The sequence below is a fragment of the Kitasatospora sp. NPDC088742 genome (assembly GCF_055584905.1).
On sequence record NZ_JBVJLD010000016.1, the window covers coordinates 98,962 to 113,537 of the forward strand.

Annotated in this window: 16 protein-coding genes; 2 read left to right on the plus strand and 14 right to left on the minus strand. The window is 73.3% G+C overall.

The features are described from left to right. Positions 1-304: 304 nt before the first annotated feature. Positions 305-1,123: an ECF subfamily RNA polymerase sigma factor, BldN family gene (locus ACZ6ZR_RS15425; RefSeq protein WP_465642600.1), complete on the plus strand. Its 819-nt coding sequence runs from the start codon at positions 305-307 to the stop codon at positions 1,121-1,123. 268 nt (positions 1,124-1,391) lie between these two features. Beyond that, positions 1,392-2,675 carry a DUF5667 domain-containing protein gene (locus tag ACZ6ZR_RS15430; protein WP_465642601.1) on the plus strand — a complete coding sequence of 428 codons (1,284 nt, stop codon included), beginning with the start codon at positions 1,392-1,394 and terminating at the stop codon, positions 2,673-2,675. 55 nt (positions 2,676-2,730) lie between these two features. On the opposite strand, the gene ACZ6ZR_RS15435 is transcribed toward ACZ6ZR_RS15430, so the two are convergent. The 14 genes from ACZ6ZR_RS15435 to ACZ6ZR_RS15500 all read right to left on the minus strand — a co-directional run bounded on the left by ACZ6ZR_RS15435 (position 2,731) and on the right by ACZ6ZR_RS15500 (position 14,526). Next, on the minus strand, positions 2,731-3,741 hold the full coding sequence (locus tag ACZ6ZR_RS15435) for a lysophospholipid acyltransferase family protein (protein ID WP_465642602.1): 1,011 nt from the start codon (positions 3,739-3,741) through the stop codon (positions 2,731-2,733). 7 nt (positions 3,742-3,748) lie between these two features. Next, positions 3,749-4,780, minus strand: coding sequence for an NAD-dependent epimerase/dehydratase family protein (locus ACZ6ZR_RS15440; protein WP_465642603.1), 1,032 nt, complete (start codon positions 4,778-4,780; stop codon positions 3,749-3,751). A gap of 125 nt (positions 4,781-4,905) precedes the next feature. Then, positions 4,906-5,022 (minus strand): 30S ribosomal protein bS22, encoded by a 117-nt coding sequence (locus ACZ6ZR_RS15445; protein ID WP_449797774.1) that lies wholly within the window; start codon positions 5,020-5,022, stop codon positions 4,906-4,908. A 124-nt stretch (positions 5,023-5,146) separates the two neighbouring features. Continuing rightward, entirely contained in the window at positions 5,147-5,356 is a 210-nt protein-coding gene (locus ACZ6ZR_RS15450) for a helix-turn-helix domain-containing protein (RefSeq protein WP_057231645.1), read from the minus strand. Positions 5,357-5,474: 118 nt separating this feature from the next. Beyond that, positions 5,475-6,290, minus strand: coding sequence for a phosphatase (locus ACZ6ZR_RS15455; RefSeq protein WP_465642604.1), 816 nt, complete (start codon positions 6,288-6,290; stop codon positions 5,475-5,477). Then, the gene (locus tag ACZ6ZR_RS15460; RefSeq protein WP_465642605.1) at positions 6,287-7,486 is read right to left on the minus strand and encodes an acetoin utilization protein AcuC; all 1,200 of its coding nucleotides are present in this window, start codon (positions 7,484-7,486) and stop codon (positions 6,287-6,289) included. Before ACZ6ZR_RS15460 ends, ACZ6ZR_RS15455 begins: the two co-directional genes overlap by 4 nt. A 10-nt stretch (positions 7,487-7,496) precedes the next feature. Next, the gene (locus tag ACZ6ZR_RS15465) at positions 7,497-8,717 is read right to left on the minus strand and encodes an MFS transporter (protein WP_465642606.1); all 1,221 of its coding nucleotides are present in this window, start codon (positions 8,715-8,717) and stop codon (positions 7,497-7,499) included. A gap of 121 nt (positions 8,718-8,838) precedes the next feature. Next, positions 8,839-9,663, minus strand: coding sequence for a peptidoglycan recognition protein family protein (locus ACZ6ZR_RS15470; RefSeq protein WP_465642607.1), 825 nt, complete (start codon positions 9,661-9,663; stop codon positions 8,839-8,841). A 27-nt stretch (positions 9,664-9,690) separates the two neighbouring features. Next, on the minus strand, positions 9,691-10,011 hold the full coding sequence (locus tag ACZ6ZR_RS15475; RefSeq protein ID WP_465642608.1) for a hypothetical protein: 321 nt from the start codon (positions 10,009-10,011) through the stop codon (positions 9,691-9,693). A 17-nt stretch (positions 10,012-10,028) separates the two neighbouring features. Then, the gene (locus ACZ6ZR_RS15480; protein ID WP_465642609.1) at positions 10,029-10,268 is read right to left on the minus strand and encodes a hypothetical protein; all 240 of its coding nucleotides are present in this window, start codon (positions 10,266-10,268) and stop codon (positions 10,029-10,031) included. A gap of 84 nt (positions 10,269-10,352) precedes the next feature. After that, the gene (locus ACZ6ZR_RS15485) at positions 10,353-11,024 is read right to left on the minus strand and encodes a hypothetical protein (protein ID WP_465642610.1); all 672 of its coding nucleotides are present in this window, start codon (positions 11,022-11,024) and stop codon (positions 10,353-10,355) included. 37 nt (positions 11,025-11,061) lie between these two features. After that, on the minus strand, positions 11,062-11,292 hold the full coding sequence (locus ACZ6ZR_RS15490; RefSeq protein ID WP_465642611.1) for a hypothetical protein: 231 nt from the start codon (positions 11,290-11,292) through the stop codon (positions 11,062-11,064). Between the two features lie 32 nt (positions 11,293-11,324). Beyond that, positions 11,325-13,712, minus strand: a complete 2,388-nt coding sequence (locus ACZ6ZR_RS15495) for a hypothetical protein (protein WP_465642612.1) — start codon at positions 13,710-13,712, stop codon at positions 11,325-11,327. Continuing rightward, the gene (locus ACZ6ZR_RS15500; protein ID WP_465642613.1) at positions 13,699-14,526 is read right to left on the minus strand and encodes a hypothetical protein; all 828 of its coding nucleotides are present in this window, start codon (positions 14,524-14,526) and stop codon (positions 13,699-13,701) included. The genes ACZ6ZR_RS15495 and ACZ6ZR_RS15500 overlap by 14 nt, the downstream gene beginning before the upstream one ends. Positions 14,527-14,576: the final 50 nt, after the last annotated feature.

Sequence of the window (14,576 nt, forward strand, 5' to 3'; positions counted from 1 at the left end):
CTGGGGTTGCCGGGCCCCGAACCCGGGAAACCAGCCGCCCCACTCCGGAATCTGTCACCCGGTGCGCACGCCCGGTCACTTTGCGCCAGGCCGGGCGCGACACCTTCGGTCAGTTCCAGCCGCATATGCACGCCAAGCGGATCTCAAACGACCACTTCGGCCACAGGGTGTAGCTGTCATTGCACAAAGCGTTATTCTCTCCTGGATGCACGCCACCCACACGTCACCCGTGACGGGGGATCAGGGCGCGTGCTCTCCGCGCAGGCGGAGGTGACCCGTCCACAGTTCTGCCACTGGGAGTCCCGTGTACCCACCCGTCCGGAACGACGCGCCTGCCTCCTCCCGCCCGTCGCCCCTCACCCTGCGCGGTACCCAGCTGGCCCGACTGCGCTCCGCGATCCGCGAGTTCGAGCTGTACCTGCCGCAACCCGCCCTGGCGGGCGTGCCGTTGGCGGCGGGCCCCGGCATGGCGCTGCGCTCCACCGCCACCGGCTCCACCCCGACCCGGAGCCGGGGCGTGGTCGGCGGCAGCCGCAGCCGGGCCAGAACCGCGCCCGCCCCCGGCCTGGAGTCCGAGCACAACCCGATCATGGAGTTGGTGGAGCGGGCCCAGAACGGCGAGAGCGAGGCGTTCGGCCGGCTGTACGACCACTACGCCGACACCGTCTACCGGTACATCTACTACCGGGTCGGCGGGAGGGCCACGGCCGAGGACCTCACCAGCGAGACCTTCCTGCGCGCGCTGCGCCGGATCGGCACCTTCACCTGGCAGGGCCGGGACTTCGGCGCCTGGCTGGTGACCATCGCGCGGAACCTGGTGGCGGACCACTTCAAGTCCAGCCGGTTCCGGCTGGAGGTCACCACCGGCGAGATGCTGGACTCCAACGAGTGCGAGCGCAGCCCCGAGGAGTCGGTGCTGGAGTCGCTCTCCAACGCGGCTCTGCTGGACGCCGTGCGGCGGCTCAACCCGCAGCAGCAGGAGTGCGTCACGCTCCGGTTCCTGCAAGGCCTTTCGGTCGCCGAGACGGCCCGCATCATGGGCAAGAACGAGGGCGCCATCAAGACGCTCCAGTACCGCGCGGTCCGCACCCTGGCCCGGCTGCTGCCGCCCGACGCCCGGTGACCGTGGCCGGCGGGCCGCCTGACGGCTCGTCAGTCCGCGTACCCCGTCCGCCCGGTCGGGTGAAGGCGCGGTCACATGCTCTGCTTAACGCCGACGGGGGGTCGTGCGTAACCGACTCCACCCACCGCTCGTTGGCCAGCGTGCAAGCCCCCGCCGGGCCGTTGGTCAAGCAGGATCGGCCACGCTCACCCGATGGAGTGGTTTTGGCCCGCCGCGGCAACCGTCCGGCAGGCCGGGGAGTCGACAACGACGAAGGGAGGTGTGGCCCGTGACGGCAAACATGCTGGAGCACCGGCGGGCGAGGGCCTTCGCCGAGGCGCTGGAGGCCCACCACGCGGAGCCCCACCAGGGGGACTTGAGATCGGACGGTGGCCCGCCCACCGGCTCCGCCGCGATGGCGGAGCTGCTCGGGATGGCGGGCGCGCTCGGCGCGCTGCCCGGTCCGGAGCTGGGCGGTGAGGCCAGGGCGCTCCAACGCGCCCAGCTGATGGCCGCGTTCGAGCGCGAGTGGGTGGCCCCGCCGGCGGCGAAGGTACCCCAGCAGCGGCGCCACCGGGCGATCCGGGCCGGGGCGCGGCGGCGCTGGGGCCGGCGGCTGGCGATCGGCGGTCTGGTCGGCGCCGTGGCGGTGGGGAGCTTCGCCGGAGCAGCCGCGGCCAGCACCAACGCCCTTCCGGGCGACACCCTCTACGGCATGAAGCGCGGCCTGGAGGACCTCCGGCTGAGCTGGGCGGGCTCCGACTCGGAGGTCGGCGCCCTGCTGCTGGACCAGGCGTCCACCCGGCTGGAGGAGGCCCAGGGCCTGCTCTCCCGGTCCGACACCGGCACCTCGCTCAGCCCGCACACCGTCGACCAGGTCCGCCGCGCACTGGACGACATGCACGCCGAGGCGCTGCGCGGCCGCGAGCTGCTCCGCTCCGTCTACCGGAGCAACGGCTCGCTCGACCCGATGCGCCGGCTGGCCGACTTCGCCTCCGTCGAGGACGGCCGCTGGGCCTCCGTCCAGGGTCAGCTGCCCAGCCAACTGACCACCCAGGCCAGCAAGGTGAACCACCTCTTCGACGAGATGACCGAGGACGTGGCCCCGCTCCGGCTGGCCCCGGCCCTCGGCCAGGAGAAGGCCAAGGGCAAGGGCACCCAGGCTCCCGGCGACAACGGCGGCAGCACCACCGGCACCACCGGCGGCCAGTCGGCGGTCCCGGCCGAGCAGCAGTCGAAGAGCGGCACCGGCACCACCACCACCGGCACCCAGCCCAAGACCCAGAACCCGGCCAACCCCGGGACGGGTCAGGGCAGTTCCTCGCCGGACGCCAAGCCCTCGCCCAACCTGCTGGACAAGCTGCTGCCCGCCCCGCTCACCGGGAACGGCACCGGCCCGCTCGGCGGCGTCACCGGCGGCGGCACCACCAGCCCGTCCGCGGGCCCGGCCGATCGGCAGCCCGCCGCCTCCGCCCCGGCGGACGGCGCGGCACCCGCCGAGCAGCAGCCCCAGCAGGAGCTGCGCATCCCGTCACTGATCCCCGGTCTGCTCCCGGAGATCTCGCTCGGCTGATCCACCGTCAGGGGCGGGGTGTGGGGCATCGAGCCCCACACCCCGCCCCTGCTGCTCAGAAGAAGACCGAGCGGCGCTGCACCAGCAGCTTGTACAGGGTGTGCTGGATGGTCTCCCGCACCTGGTCGGTGAGGTCGAAGACCACCATCGGGTCCTCCGCCGCCTCCGGCGGGTGCCCGTCGGTGGCGATCGGCTCGCCGAACTGGATCGTCCACTTGGTCGGCAGCGGGACGGCGCCCAGCGGCCCCAGCCAGGGGAAGGTCGGCGTGATCGGCAGGTACGGCAGGCCGAGCGCCCGGGCCAGCGTCCGGGCGTTGCCGATCATCGGGTAGGTCTCCTCCGCCCCCACGATCGAGCAGGGCACGATCGGCACCCCGGCCCGCAGCGCCGAGGCCACGAACCCGCCCCGGCCGAAGCGCTGGAGCTTGTACCGCTCGGCGAACGGCTTGCCGATCCCCTTGAAGCCCTCCGGCCAGACCCCGACCACCTCGCCGCGCTCCAGCAGCGCCTGGGCGTCCTCCGCGCAGGCCAGGGTGTGCCCGGCCTTGCGGGCCAGCTCGCCGACCACCGGCAGCACGAAGACCAGGTCGGCCGCCAGCATCCGCAGGTGACGCCGGTTCGGGTGGTGGTCGTGGATGACGATCTGGGTCATCAGCGCGTCCAGCGGGACCGTCCCGGAGTGGTTGGCGACGATCAGCACCCCGCCCTCGGCCGGGATGTTCTCGATCCCCCGGACCTCGATCCGGAAGTACTTCTCCGCCAGGGGGCGGAGCATCGAGAGCAGCACCTCCTCGGTGAGCTCCCGGTCGAAGCCGAACTCGTCCACCTCGTAGTCCCCGGTGACCCGGCGGCGCAGGAAGGCCAGCCCGTCGGCCGCCCGCTGCTCCCAGCCCTTGCCCAGCGCCCGGGTGGCGGCCGCGCCGAGCGGCCCGGCCAGCGCGCCGCCGACGGCGTCCGCGATCCGGTCGGCCAGCGCGGGGGCCGGCGCCTCCGGCTGCCAGCTGGGCGCGGACTCGATCGGGATCACCTTGGCCCCGTCGGGCGCGGGCTCGTTCGCACCGGTCATCACGGCCTCAGCTCCTGTGGGGGTTCTGACGGGTCAGCAGCTCCGCCAGCCGGTCGGTGGCGGCGGCCAGCCGGCCGGGCGGCAGCAGCCCGCCGGTCTGCGCGGCGGCGAAGTCGGCGAAGGCGTCCGGGGTGGAGTGGCCGGGCTCCCAGCCGAAGGTCTCCCGGAGCTGACCGGTGCTCACCACCCGGCCGTGGCTGAGCAGCTGGATCTGCTCCGGCGAGATGTCGGCCAGCCCGGTCCAGCGGGCCGCCCCGGCGGCCAGGCCGAGCGCGGGCCCGAGCAGCGGCACGGTCGGCCGGCCGAGCCGGCGGGCGCACTGGGAGAGCAGCAGCACGCCCTCCCCCGCGACGTTGTAGGTGCCCGGGCGGGCCTGCTCGGTGGCGGCCCGGTGCAGGATCTCCACCGCGTCGTCCTCGTGCACGAACTGGAGCCTCGGGTCCCGGCCCAGCACGGTGGGCAGCACCGGCAGCGCGAAGTAGTCGCTCAGCGGGGTGTCCCCGGCCGGGCCGACGATGTTGGCGAAGCGCAGCACGGTCACGGCCACGTCGGCGCGGCGCCGGGCGAAGCCCCGGACGTAGCCCTCGACCTCGGTGGCGTCCTTGCCGAACCCGTCCCGGGGCAGCGCCCTGGGCAGCGTCCGCTCGCCGAAGACCGCCGGGTCGCGCGGGGCGGAACCGTAGACGGCGGTGGTGGACTTGACGACCAGTCGGCGCAGACCGGGGGCCTTCTGGCAGGCACCGAGCAGCTGCATGGTGCCGATGACGTTGTTCTCCTTGGCCGCCGCGCGGCTGCCGGTGCCGGCGCTGACGTCCAGGTGCACCACGGTGTCCACGCCGTACTCGGCCAGCACCCGGGCCACCGCCGGGCGGCGCAGCCCGTCCCGGACGTACTCCACCCCGTCGGCGGCCATCCCGCCCCAGGGCTCCCCGCTGTCCAGCCCGACCACCCGGTCGATCCCGGGCCGGGCGGCCAGCCGGGCCGCGAACCTCGCCCCGAGGTGCCGGGCCACGCCGGTGACCAGCACGGTCTTCCCCACGTCTGCCGCCCCTCTCGAACGCCCTCTCTGCCGCACCGTACCGGAAAACGACGACCGCCCGCCCCGGCCTGAGCCGGGACGGGCGGTCTTCACACCCAGGCGCGCCAGGGCGCGACCGTGGGGTGTTACTTCTTGTTGCGACGCTGCACGCGAGTGCGCTTCAGAAGCTTGCGGTGCTTCTTCTTGGCCATACGCTTGCGACGCTTCTTGATGACAGAGCCCACGGAACTACCCTCGCTCACTGAGACTCCCGTCCGTGAGAGACGGAGTCCATACGACTGACGGAGGGCCTAGCCTACCGTCCACTCCGGATAAGCCGTAATCCTGCCCCACCGAGGCGGGAATCAGGCGGCGATCAGGCCGTGATCAGGCGCTTTCCAGGCGCACGTAGGACTCCCTCAGGTACTCGTGGACGGCCTGTTCGGGGACCCGGAAGGAGCGGCCGACCCGGATCGCCGGCAGCTCTCCGCTGTGCACGAGGCGGTACACCGTCATCTTCGAGACCCGCATGACCGAGGCGACCTCGGCCACCGTCAGGAAGACGACCTCCTGCAAAGGGCGTTCTCCGGAACTCATGGACTTCACCCGACCCTTGTCCCGTGTGCAAGGCACCGGCTTCCCCTCCGGTGACTCCACCGACACACGTGTATCCCCAGAGTAGTTAAGGGTGGTACCAGTGGGAAGAGGGAGGAACTCACTCCGCGTACGGTGCGAGGTCCGCCCGTTGCAGTACGTAGTCGCTCAGCGCTCTGTAGCAGTCGGGCTGCGCTCCGTCGTCCACCGGGACGGCGACGGAGACCGTGCCCTCCGCCTCCGCGGCGAACGGCGCGACGTCGTTGCAGTCGGCGATCCCGCCGGCCGGGATGCCCAGCCGGCCCGCGCCGCAGAGCCAGCCGTGGTCGCCCAGCACCAGGTCGGGCAGGGGTTCCCCGGCCTCGGCGAGCGCGGTCAGGGCCAGCCGGACGGGCAGCGGCGAGTGGGTGTGCAGCAGCTCGGAGGTGCTCTCCGCCGAGCGGACCACCAGCACCGGGCCGAGGGCGTCCAGGCGGCAGTTGCGCGTACCGGAGGGGGTGGGCTCGCGGAAGCGCGTACCCAGCGCGGGCGTGCGCAGGGCGCAGCCGGCCCGCTCCAGGGCGCGGGCCAGCGCGGTGTGGAAGACCGTCAGCTTGGCCCGGTGCCCGGTGCCGGCCAGCACGGTGCCCCGGCGGCGGGCGGTGGCGGCCACCAGCGCGGCCAGCCGGTCCAGCGCCGCCACCGTCCTGGCCGGGTCGATGAAGTCCGGGCCCTCGGTGTACGCCGCCTCCGGCCGCACGCCGACCTTCTCCACCATCAGGCCGAGCACGGCCTCCTCGTCCCAGCGCCGCTCCGGGTCCAGCCCCATCAGCGCCTTGGGGTCGGCCTGGGCGAACAGCCGGTAGTGCCGGAGGTTGTTCTGACGGCTCGTCGGGATCTCGGGCCCGGCCAGCCGGTGCTTCAGCAGGTGGGCGACGAGTTCCTGGCGGCCCGTCATGGCAGCAGTCCGTGGTGCGGGAAGACCGCGCGGCGGGCGGCCAGGATCGCCTGGTCGAGCCGGTCGCCGGGGTCGTAGCCGTCGTCGAAGTCGCGCCAGTCGAGGCGGGCGCCGTCGGTCATCCGGGCCGGGCCCGGGCGGCCGGTGAGCTTGAGGGCCTGCTCCCGCCAGGCGGGCGGGGTCTCGGTGGCGGGGTCGAGGGGGTGGCCGGTGGCGGTGGCCACCAGGTGGGTCCAGGCGGCGGGGACCACGTCGACCACCGCGTACCCGCCGCCGCCGAGGGCCAGCCAGCGGCCGTCCGCGTACCGGTGGGCCAGGTCGTGCACCGCCCCGGCGACCAGCCGCTGGGCGTCCAGGCTGACCGCGAGGTGGGCCAGCGGGTCCTCCAGGTGGGTGTCGGCGCCGTGCTGACTGACGATCACCTGCGGGCGGAAGGCGCCCAGCAGCTCGGGCACGAAGGCGTGGAAGGCGCGCAGCCAGCCGGCGTCGCCCGTCCCGGCCGGGAGCGGCAGGTTGGCGGCGCTGCCGGGCGCGTTCGGCCCGCCGGTCTCGGTGGACCAGCCGGTCTGCGGGAAGAGCGTGGCGGGGCTCTCGTGCAGCGAGACGGTGAGCACCCGGGGGTCGTCCCAGAAGGTCTGCTGCACGCCGTCGCCGTGGTGGACGTCCACGTCCAGGTAGGCGACCCGCTCGGCGCCGAGCTCCAGCAGCCGGGCCACCGCCAGCGCGGGGTCGTTGTAGACGCAGAAGCCGGCCGCCCGGTCGGGCATCGCGTGGTGCAGGCCGCCGGCGAAGTTGACGGCGTGCCGGGCCGGGCCGCGCCAGACGCTCTCCGCCCCGGCCACCGACTGGCCGGCGATCAGGGCGGAGGCGGTGTGCTGCGCGGCGAAGGCCCAGTTGTCCTCGGTGCCGAGGCCGTGCAGGGGGTCGCTGCGGTCCGGTTCGGCGGCGATCCGGCGGACGGCGTCCAGGTACTCGGCGGTGTGCACCAGCCGCAGCGTGGACTCCCCGGCGGGCGGCGCCGAACGGACCGTCACCCCCGGTGCGGTGTCCAGCCCGAGGGCCTCCACCAGCCGCATGGTGAGGGCCAGCCTGGTCGGGTCCATCGGGTGGCCGGGGCCGAAGTCGTAGGCGGTGACGCCCTCGTCCCAGTACAGGTGGAGGCCGCAGCTGTCCTCGGGCCCGGGCCGTGCGTTCATGGGCCTTACGTTATCGGGCGGGCGCGGCCTCCGGGGCCACCGGCTTGCTGGCGGCGACGGCGAAGAACCGGCTCATCGGGGCCACCGCCAGCACCAGGACCAGCGGCGCGAGCAGCGCCAGCCGGAACGAGCCGGCGTCGGCGAGCGCGCCGACCAGGGGCGAACCGACGAGGAATCCCACGTAGTTGAACAGGTTGAGCCGGGCCACGGCGGCGTCCGCGTGCTCCGGGACGTACTGGTCTCCCGTGGTCCGGCCGCCGGCCGCGAAGACCTGCGGGATGATCGCGCAGATGCCGAAGCCGAGCACGGTGAAGGCGGCGACCCCGGCCCACTGCCCGGGTGCGGCGGCGGCCAGCGCGAAGCCCAGCGCCGCGAGCGCGGCCCCGGACCGGACCACCGCGACCGCGCCCCAGCGCTCCACCGCGCGGTCGCCCAGCACCCGGCCGAGCAGCATCGCCACCATGTAGCCGAGGTAGCTGAGCTTGGCCAGGTCGGCCGGGCTGCCGAGCACGTCGGTGAGGTACTTGACGCTGTAGTTGGAGACCGAGGCGTCCGCGATGTAGGCGAAGGCCATCACGGCGCAGAGCGGCAGCAGCGGGCGCCAGGGGATCCGGGAGGCCGCGGCGGCGGCCGCCTCCCGTACGGCGTCGCCGAGTTCGGCCCGGCCGGGGAAGCGGTTGCCGGTCAGCAGCGCGAGCGGGACGAGCACGGCGGCCGCGCCGCCGAACAGGACCGCGAGCGAGGTCTCGTAGTGCGCGCCGAGGGCGGCGATCACCGCGCCGAGGATGCCGCCGAGGCTGAAGGCGGCGTGGAACCCGATCATGATGCTCCGGCCGTAGCGGCGCTGCAGCCCGACCCCGAGCATGTTCATACTGGCGTCCAGCGCCCCGACCAGCAGGCCGAACAGGCCCAGCGCGATGGCGAGTTGCCACAGCTCACGGCCGAACCCGACCGCCGCCAGACTCAGGCAGACGGCCGGCTGCACCACCCGCAGCACCGCCTTGGCACTGCTCCGCCCGACCACCGCCTCCGAGGCCACCGACCCCACCCCGGCCAGCACCGGCACCGCCGCCAGGAACACCGGCAGCAGCGCGTCGCTCAGCCCGTACCGGTCCTGGATCTCCGGTATGCAGGTGACCAGCAGCGCGAAGGTCGTCCCCTGCAACAGGAAACTCCCCGCCACCGCCCCCCGGGCCCGCCGCAGCCGCCCGTCCACCCGCTGCTCCGCCATCGCCGACCTCGCTGCCCCCGGCTACCGGCCGGTACGTGGATGTTGAGCGGTGAGCGTAGGCGGTGGAACGTGTTTGCGGGAGGGGTCGGGACGTAACGTTCCGACCCCTCCCGGCGGCGCGTCAGCTCACCGGTGCGTTCCAGGCCGCCGACCAGGTGGCGGGCCCGACCACGCCGTCGGCCTGCAACCCCTTCTCGGCCTGGAACGCGCGGGCCACGGCGGCGGAGGCCGGGCCGTACCAGCCGTCGACGTCGATCTGCCAGCCGCGGTCGCGCATCCGCTGCTGCCAGGTGCGGACGGCCTCGCTGTGCAGCATCGGCGAGCGCAGGCTCAGGTACTCCCCCGGCCAGGCCGGGCCCTGGGGCTGCTGCTGGTTCTGCTGATCCTGCTGCGCGGGCTGCTGCGGCGGCGGCTGTACGGGCCGGCCGGCGGGGCGGGGTGCGCCCTGGCGGACCCAGGCGTAGAGCGGTTCGCCGGGGCAGCTGGTGGCGTAGCCGTCGCGGTGGCCGCGGATCTCGGGGCCGGCGCCGCCGTCGCGCTGGAGCCACTCGATCGCGTCGCGCAGCCCGTTCAGCATGGCCTCGGTCGGCTCGGTCAGCCCGGAGTCGCCGAGCATCGCGCAGACCGCGTAGTGGCCCCGGTTGAGGGTGCCGTTCCCGTTGGCCGCCGTCTGGTGGTGGGCGCCCCGGCCCTCGAAGACCGAGCCGTGCGGGCAGACCACGGCGGTGTAGGCGATGTCGACGTAGCCCTCGGCGTGGTTGGCGAGGTGGCTGGCCTGGATGGCGCGGACCCGGGCGGCGCAGCGGGAGTGCTGGTCGGGGCCGGCGAGGTCGGCGGGGACGGCGGTCCCCTCGTAATGGATCTTGACGCCCTGGGTGCCGTCGACGGTGCGGAGGTCCGTCCTGGGCTGGGCTGCGCCCCACTGGGCGCGTGGCACGAACTGCATGTCAGTCCCCCTTGCCTGATGGTGAGTTCAGTTGTCCGCATCGGGTGCGATGCGCAGGGTGCGGCGGTCGACGCGGTCGATGGCGTCGCGCATCGACGAGCCGCTGTTGGGCCGGAGCTCGTGCTCGACGGCGGTGAGCCGCTGCTCGATGCCGCCGAGCCGGGCCATCACTCCCTCTCGGCCGGGGACGCCGGGGCGGGGTTCGGTGCCCTGCCAGTCTTCACTGAACTCCTCGACCCTGTGCGCGATTTGGCGCACGACTCGGCCGAGCCGCCAGAGCATGCCGGTGGCGGCGGCGATCGCCGCCAGCGCGCCGCACCAGACGGCGAGGGTGTCCAGTGAGTCCATCCCCGTGGAGCCGGGGTTCACTCGCCCTGCTCGGCGGGCTCCCCGTCGGGGGTGCGGCGCAGCCAGGCGGGGAGCAGCGCCTCGACGCCGGGCAGGGCCATCAGCCGGGTGAGGGCGGTGGAGACCCCGACCGCGACGGCGAGGCCGGGGAGGGTGGCGGGGAGGGTGCCGCTGTCGACGAGGAGCGGGAGGGCGGCGAGCAGGCCGAGCACGGTCTGCAGGGTGGTGCGCAGGGCGCGGCGGGTGGGGTCGGTCATGGGGTGCCTCCGAGTGGGAAGAAAGGGAGAGCCCTGCCCCGGCCGGGAACGACGGCCGGGGCAGGGCTCGGTGTGGACGGTCGATCAGAAGACCCGCAGGGCACGGGTGACGGTGCCGCTGCCGACGGTGCTGAGGGCGCCGCCGGAGTTCTGCGAGACCTGCACCTCGTAGTAGTCGGTGGTGCCGTTGAAGTAGGTCATGCCGGTGGCGCAGAGCGTGGTGAAGTACGCGGTGCCGGCGATGGCGGCGTGGGCGACCTGGCCGAAGTTCTGGCTGCCGTCACTGTTCTTGAGCAGGTTGATCACCCGGCCGCCGTTGCCGCTGAGGCCGAACGCGACCTGCGCGGTGACCAGGTAGTGGCCCGCGACCTTGGGGGTGTAGCGGGTCGGCTGGGCGGGGTCGAAGCCGGCATGGCTGTCGGTGGTCGGGACGGCGGCCCAGTTCAGGTAGGCCACACCGCCGTTGGCCAGCGACTGGTCCGCGCTCTGCTTGGTGATCAGACGGGGCGGGTTCAGGGTGTAGTCCCCCACCCAGCCGGTGCCGTTGTAAACGGTGTAGATCCCGGGCGACTTGAGCCAGGCGATCATGCCGCCCAGCGGCTGGAGCACTGCGGCGTCACGGGCGTTGGCATTGTCGAAGCGCATCACCATCCGGGAGTCGGCCGCCTGGGTCAGCGCCTGGAGGTGCAGCGGGATGTCGGCGATGTCGCTGGGCTCCGGGTAGGGCAGCTGGTTCATCGGGGTCTGCTTGGTCACGAGGTCACCTCGGTTTCGTCGTACGGGAGTTGACGGGCTACACGGCGGGCTCGGCCGGCGGCTGCGGGAACTCGATGGTGACGGCGGCGCCGGTCGGCGGGCTGACCTGCTGCCCGGCGCCGGCCAGCGGGTCGTCGATCGGGATCTGGCCCGGGGTGCGCGGGGCCAGCCAGTCGGCCAGCTGCCGGGCGACCTCGGCGGCGAGCAGGCGCAGCTGGTCGGCGTCGAGCCGGACGGTGTCGGCGGCCTGCGGAGTGGGGTCGGTCATCTCTGGCTCCTGGGAGGTGAATTGACGGACCCTCAGCGGGTCCAGAGGTCCTTGTAGCTGCGGCCGGCCTGGGTGATGTGGGCGTAGGACGGGTACCGCTCGGCCACCTGCTTGAACGGCTGCCTGGTCCAGGCCGCCGGGTCGACCGGCGGGTCCGGCGTGAGGCCGACGTCCAGTTCGCCGCCCGGCCAGGAGGTGCCACGCAGGGTGAGGGTCTGGCGGACCGCCCCGTCGGGGCCGGCTTCGACCGAGATTCCGATCACCCAGGCCAGGGTGTCGAGGTACGCACCGGAGGTGTCCACCAGCTGTACGACGTCGCCGAGTTGGAGCCTCGGGTCGTAGAGCACCTCGACCCCGCCGAACACCGGGATCGGATAGCGGCCGGAGACCTCCAGGGCCTTGGCCAGCGAGACGGCCGAGTCGTAGTCCTGCACCCAGTCGCTCGCCTCGGCGGTGAACTCCTGGAGCCCGTAGCGGGCCTGGCTCTCCTTGTTCTGCGCGATGGCGGTGCGGTGCACCGGCTCGGTCTTGGGCATCGGCATGACCAGCCGCACCGAGCCGGAGCCGTCCTTGTTCACGGTGTACAGCGTCTCCGCGCCCATGTTGCGGAACCGGACGTAGACGGTACCTCCGTCGCGGCGGACGGAGGTCTCCACCCGGCCCTTCTGAGCCTTCTGGTTGGGGGCGTTGACCAGTGAGAAGCGGACGGCGGAGTCCTCGGAGACGATCTCGTCGCAGTCGACCAGCGGCGGCCAGATGTCCGGCTCCTCCACCGCCTTCTCGTAGGCGATCTCCAGCGCCTTGTTGCCCTCGACGGTGCGGACGGTGGCGCCGTCGTGCAACACCTCGCTCTTCTGCGTCTCCACCTTGGACCAGTCCTGGTAGGGCTGGACGCAGTAGTTGCGGCAGGCGTCGATCTCCTCGGAGACCGTCAGGGCGGAGATGTCCCGCAGCGTGGTCAGGGTGCGCTGGGCCCTGGTCGGCGCGGTCAGGAACCGGGTGTGGTTGCGCCAGCGGAAGACCCCGGTCTCGTCGAACTCGGCGGTCGAGAGCGCCGCCTTGGCGATCTGTGAGATGACGTCCCACTGGCTGCCGGACACGGTCGGGACGGCGTACAGCGGCAGGGTGACCTCGTCGAGGGTGGCCCCCTTCTTCCAGTCCTGCTTGAAGGTGGCGGGCGGGAAGGTGAAGACCGTCCCGGCCCCGGCGGTCACCTGGATGCACTCGGCGGCGACGTCGGTGACCAGGTCGACCTGGAACACCTCGGACTCCCACTGCATGGCGTCGGGGGCGTTCAACTCGAACATGGTTCCGGCGAGTTGGGTGCCGTCCGGGGCGATCAGGTGCGGGACCACCTGGAGTGCCTTGGCGTAGCGCTGCAGGGTGGCGTCGTAGCGCTGCTGGGTGAGCGAGGAGATCCCGTCCCAGAGCACGCCCAGCTGCCAGTTCCCCTTCTGCTGGGCGAGCGCGGGGAAGGTCCAGGTGTACCCCTGGCCGGCGCCGCCCCAGCGGCCCGACCAGGCCGTGGCCGTACCGGCGTTGAAGTCCACCGAGAAGCGGAGCAGGCCGAAGCCCCAGCCGGCGTCGTCGGTGAGGATGTCGATCTGCGTCTTGGTCCGGTCGCCGGCCCCGACCATGTTGTTGACGGCGACCTCGGCCAGGATGGTCCGGCCGGGCACCCTGGTCCGGCTGCGCGGCATCCAACTGACCGACAGGCCGGTCTTCTTGGGTACCAGGGCCATCTCGTAGGGAGCCGCCGTCCGGGACCAGCCGTAGTCCGCGGCGGACGGGACGTTCAGCGGGATGCCGTAGGTCGGGGTGAGCCCGCCGTGCAGCGAGACGTACAGCGCGGTGTGCTGGTCGTTGGAGACGTCCGGGAAGCGCGGCGGCGGGCAGGTGTGCACCCCGCCCTGGCGCAGCAGCTCGTCCACGCACCAGGTGGCGCTGGCGATCGGCTGCTTGCCGAGGAACCCGGCGTAGGGCTTGGGCAGGTGGGCCGGGCCCCGCAGCCGCTCGGCCCCGTCCAGTGCGGTCAGTTGGACCAAGTCGCCGCCGGAGGCCGCCGAGCGGCTGCGCACGGTGCCCCGGAAGACCGGCACCTGGCCGGTGCCCTCCAGGCCGATGGTCTGCACGACCGACTGCCGCGGGCGCACCGTGTCGGCGGTGGCCCGGGGGGCCCAGGGCGAGTACAGCGCGGGGCCGTTGCCGGCCGGGCCGCCGGTCAGCTGGAGGTCCAGCTGCGCCGAGGAGCTGCCGGTGAAGGCCCGCATCGCCGAGGGCAGGTCGGTGTTGTAGGCGCGGTCGACCTTCCAGCCCTGGATCTGCGGGCTGAGGTCGACCCCGCCGAGGCGGGTGGTGCTGCGGTAGGCGCGTTCGCCGGTGGCGAGGCCGTCGCTCAGCGTGGGGTCATCCGTTTGCACCGGCCACCTCCAGCAGGTCGATCGAGACGTTGCGGTAGCGCAGTTGGGCCGTCGGCACGTCGCCGTAGGCGGTGATCGCCATCGGCGGGCAGCCGTCGCCGGGCAGGGTCTCGTCCGGCCAGTCGCCGCCGATGGTGTAGCAGGCGTTGGCCAGCGAGTAGCTGCCGGGTGTGCCGGGCTTGGCGACCAGGGTGACGAAGGCGGCGTCCGGCGGCACCACGGCGGTGACCTGACGGCCCGTCGCGGAGACGGTGTTCATGTACGTGCCGGCGAGGTTCTTGAAGTCCAGCTGGGTGATGCAGGTGTCGGCCGGGAAGGCGGACGGAGCCCGGAAGGACACCGTCCAGCCCGGCATCACCGGCAGGCCGCCGGCCCAGTACGGGCCGCGCCAGGCCACCGCACTCTCGGCGGCCGTCGACTGGAAGCCGAACTGCCCCTTCACGGTGGTCGATTCGACCACCGCGCCGGGCTGGCCGGAGACGAACCAGTTCCGTCCGGTGCTGCCCGTCCGGTCCCGGCCGGCCGCTTGGGCCGGCTCCAGCAGGTTCACCGAGGCCGGGTCCATCACCGCGAGCGGACCCGGTCCGTCGGCCCGCCGGGCCAGCCGGTCCAGGTAGGTGGCGGTGTCCCGGTCCAGCCCCTCCCAGCTCAGCTTGAGCCGGCGGACGGCCTTCGGGGTGTACACCACCGTCGCCCGCCCGCCGAGCGCCCGGAACTCGGTCACCCCGAGGTCGGCGCTGCGGTCCCAACTCTTCGCGGCCTGGTCGATCTCCCGGAGCGCTCCGGGCCGGCCGATCCACAGGTTGTGCGGCATGCGGCACAACTCCTCTCTTCAGGTGTCGAGTTCTGGCTGCGGCCGGTCAA

What these genes read in the sequence shown, in the direction of transcription:
- ACZ6ZR_RS15450 (WP_057231645.1), bottom strand. Translation starts at nt 5,356, where the DNA reads ATGAGTTCCGGAGAACGCCCTTTGCAGGAGGTCGTCTTCCTGACGGTG.
- ACZ6ZR_RS15460 (WP_465642605.1), bottom strand. Translation starts at nt 7,486, where the DNA reads ATGAACGCACGGCCCGGGCCCGAGGACAGCTGCGGCCTCCACCTGTAC.
- ACZ6ZR_RS15500 (WP_465642613.1), bottom strand. Translation starts at nt 14,526, where the DNA reads ATGCCGCACAACCTGTGGATCGGCCGGCCCGGAGCGCTCCGGGAGATC.
- ACZ6ZR_RS15480 (WP_465642609.1), bottom strand. Translation starts at nt 10,268, where the DNA reads ATGACCGACCCCACCCGCCGCGCCCTGCGCACCACCCTGCAGACCGTG.
- ACZ6ZR_RS15475 (WP_465642608.1), bottom strand. Translation starts at nt 10,011, where the DNA reads ATGGACTCACTGGACACCCTCGCCGTCTGGTGCGGCGCGCTGGCGGCG.
- ACZ6ZR_RS15435 (WP_465642602.1), bottom strand. Translation starts at nt 3,741, where the DNA reads ATGACCGGTGCGAACGAGCCCGCGCCCGACGGGGCCAAGGTGATCCCG.
- ACZ6ZR_RS15455 (WP_465642604.1), bottom strand. Translation starts at nt 6,290, where the DNA reads ATGACGGGCCGCCAGGAACTCGTCGCCCACCTGCTGAAGCACCGGCTG.
- ACZ6ZR_RS15465 (WP_465642606.1), bottom strand. Translation starts at nt 8,717, where the DNA reads ATGGCGGAGCAGCGGGTGGACGGGCGGCTGCGGCGGGCCCGGGGGGCG.
- ACZ6ZR_RS15490 (WP_465642611.1), bottom strand. Translation starts at nt 11,292, where the DNA reads ATGACCGACCCCACTCCGCAGGCCGCCGACACCGTCCGGCTCGACGCC.
- ACZ6ZR_RS15470 (WP_465642607.1), bottom strand. Translation starts at nt 9,663, where the DNA reads ATGCAGTTCGTGCCACGCGCCCAGTGGGGCGCAGCCCAGCCCAGGACG.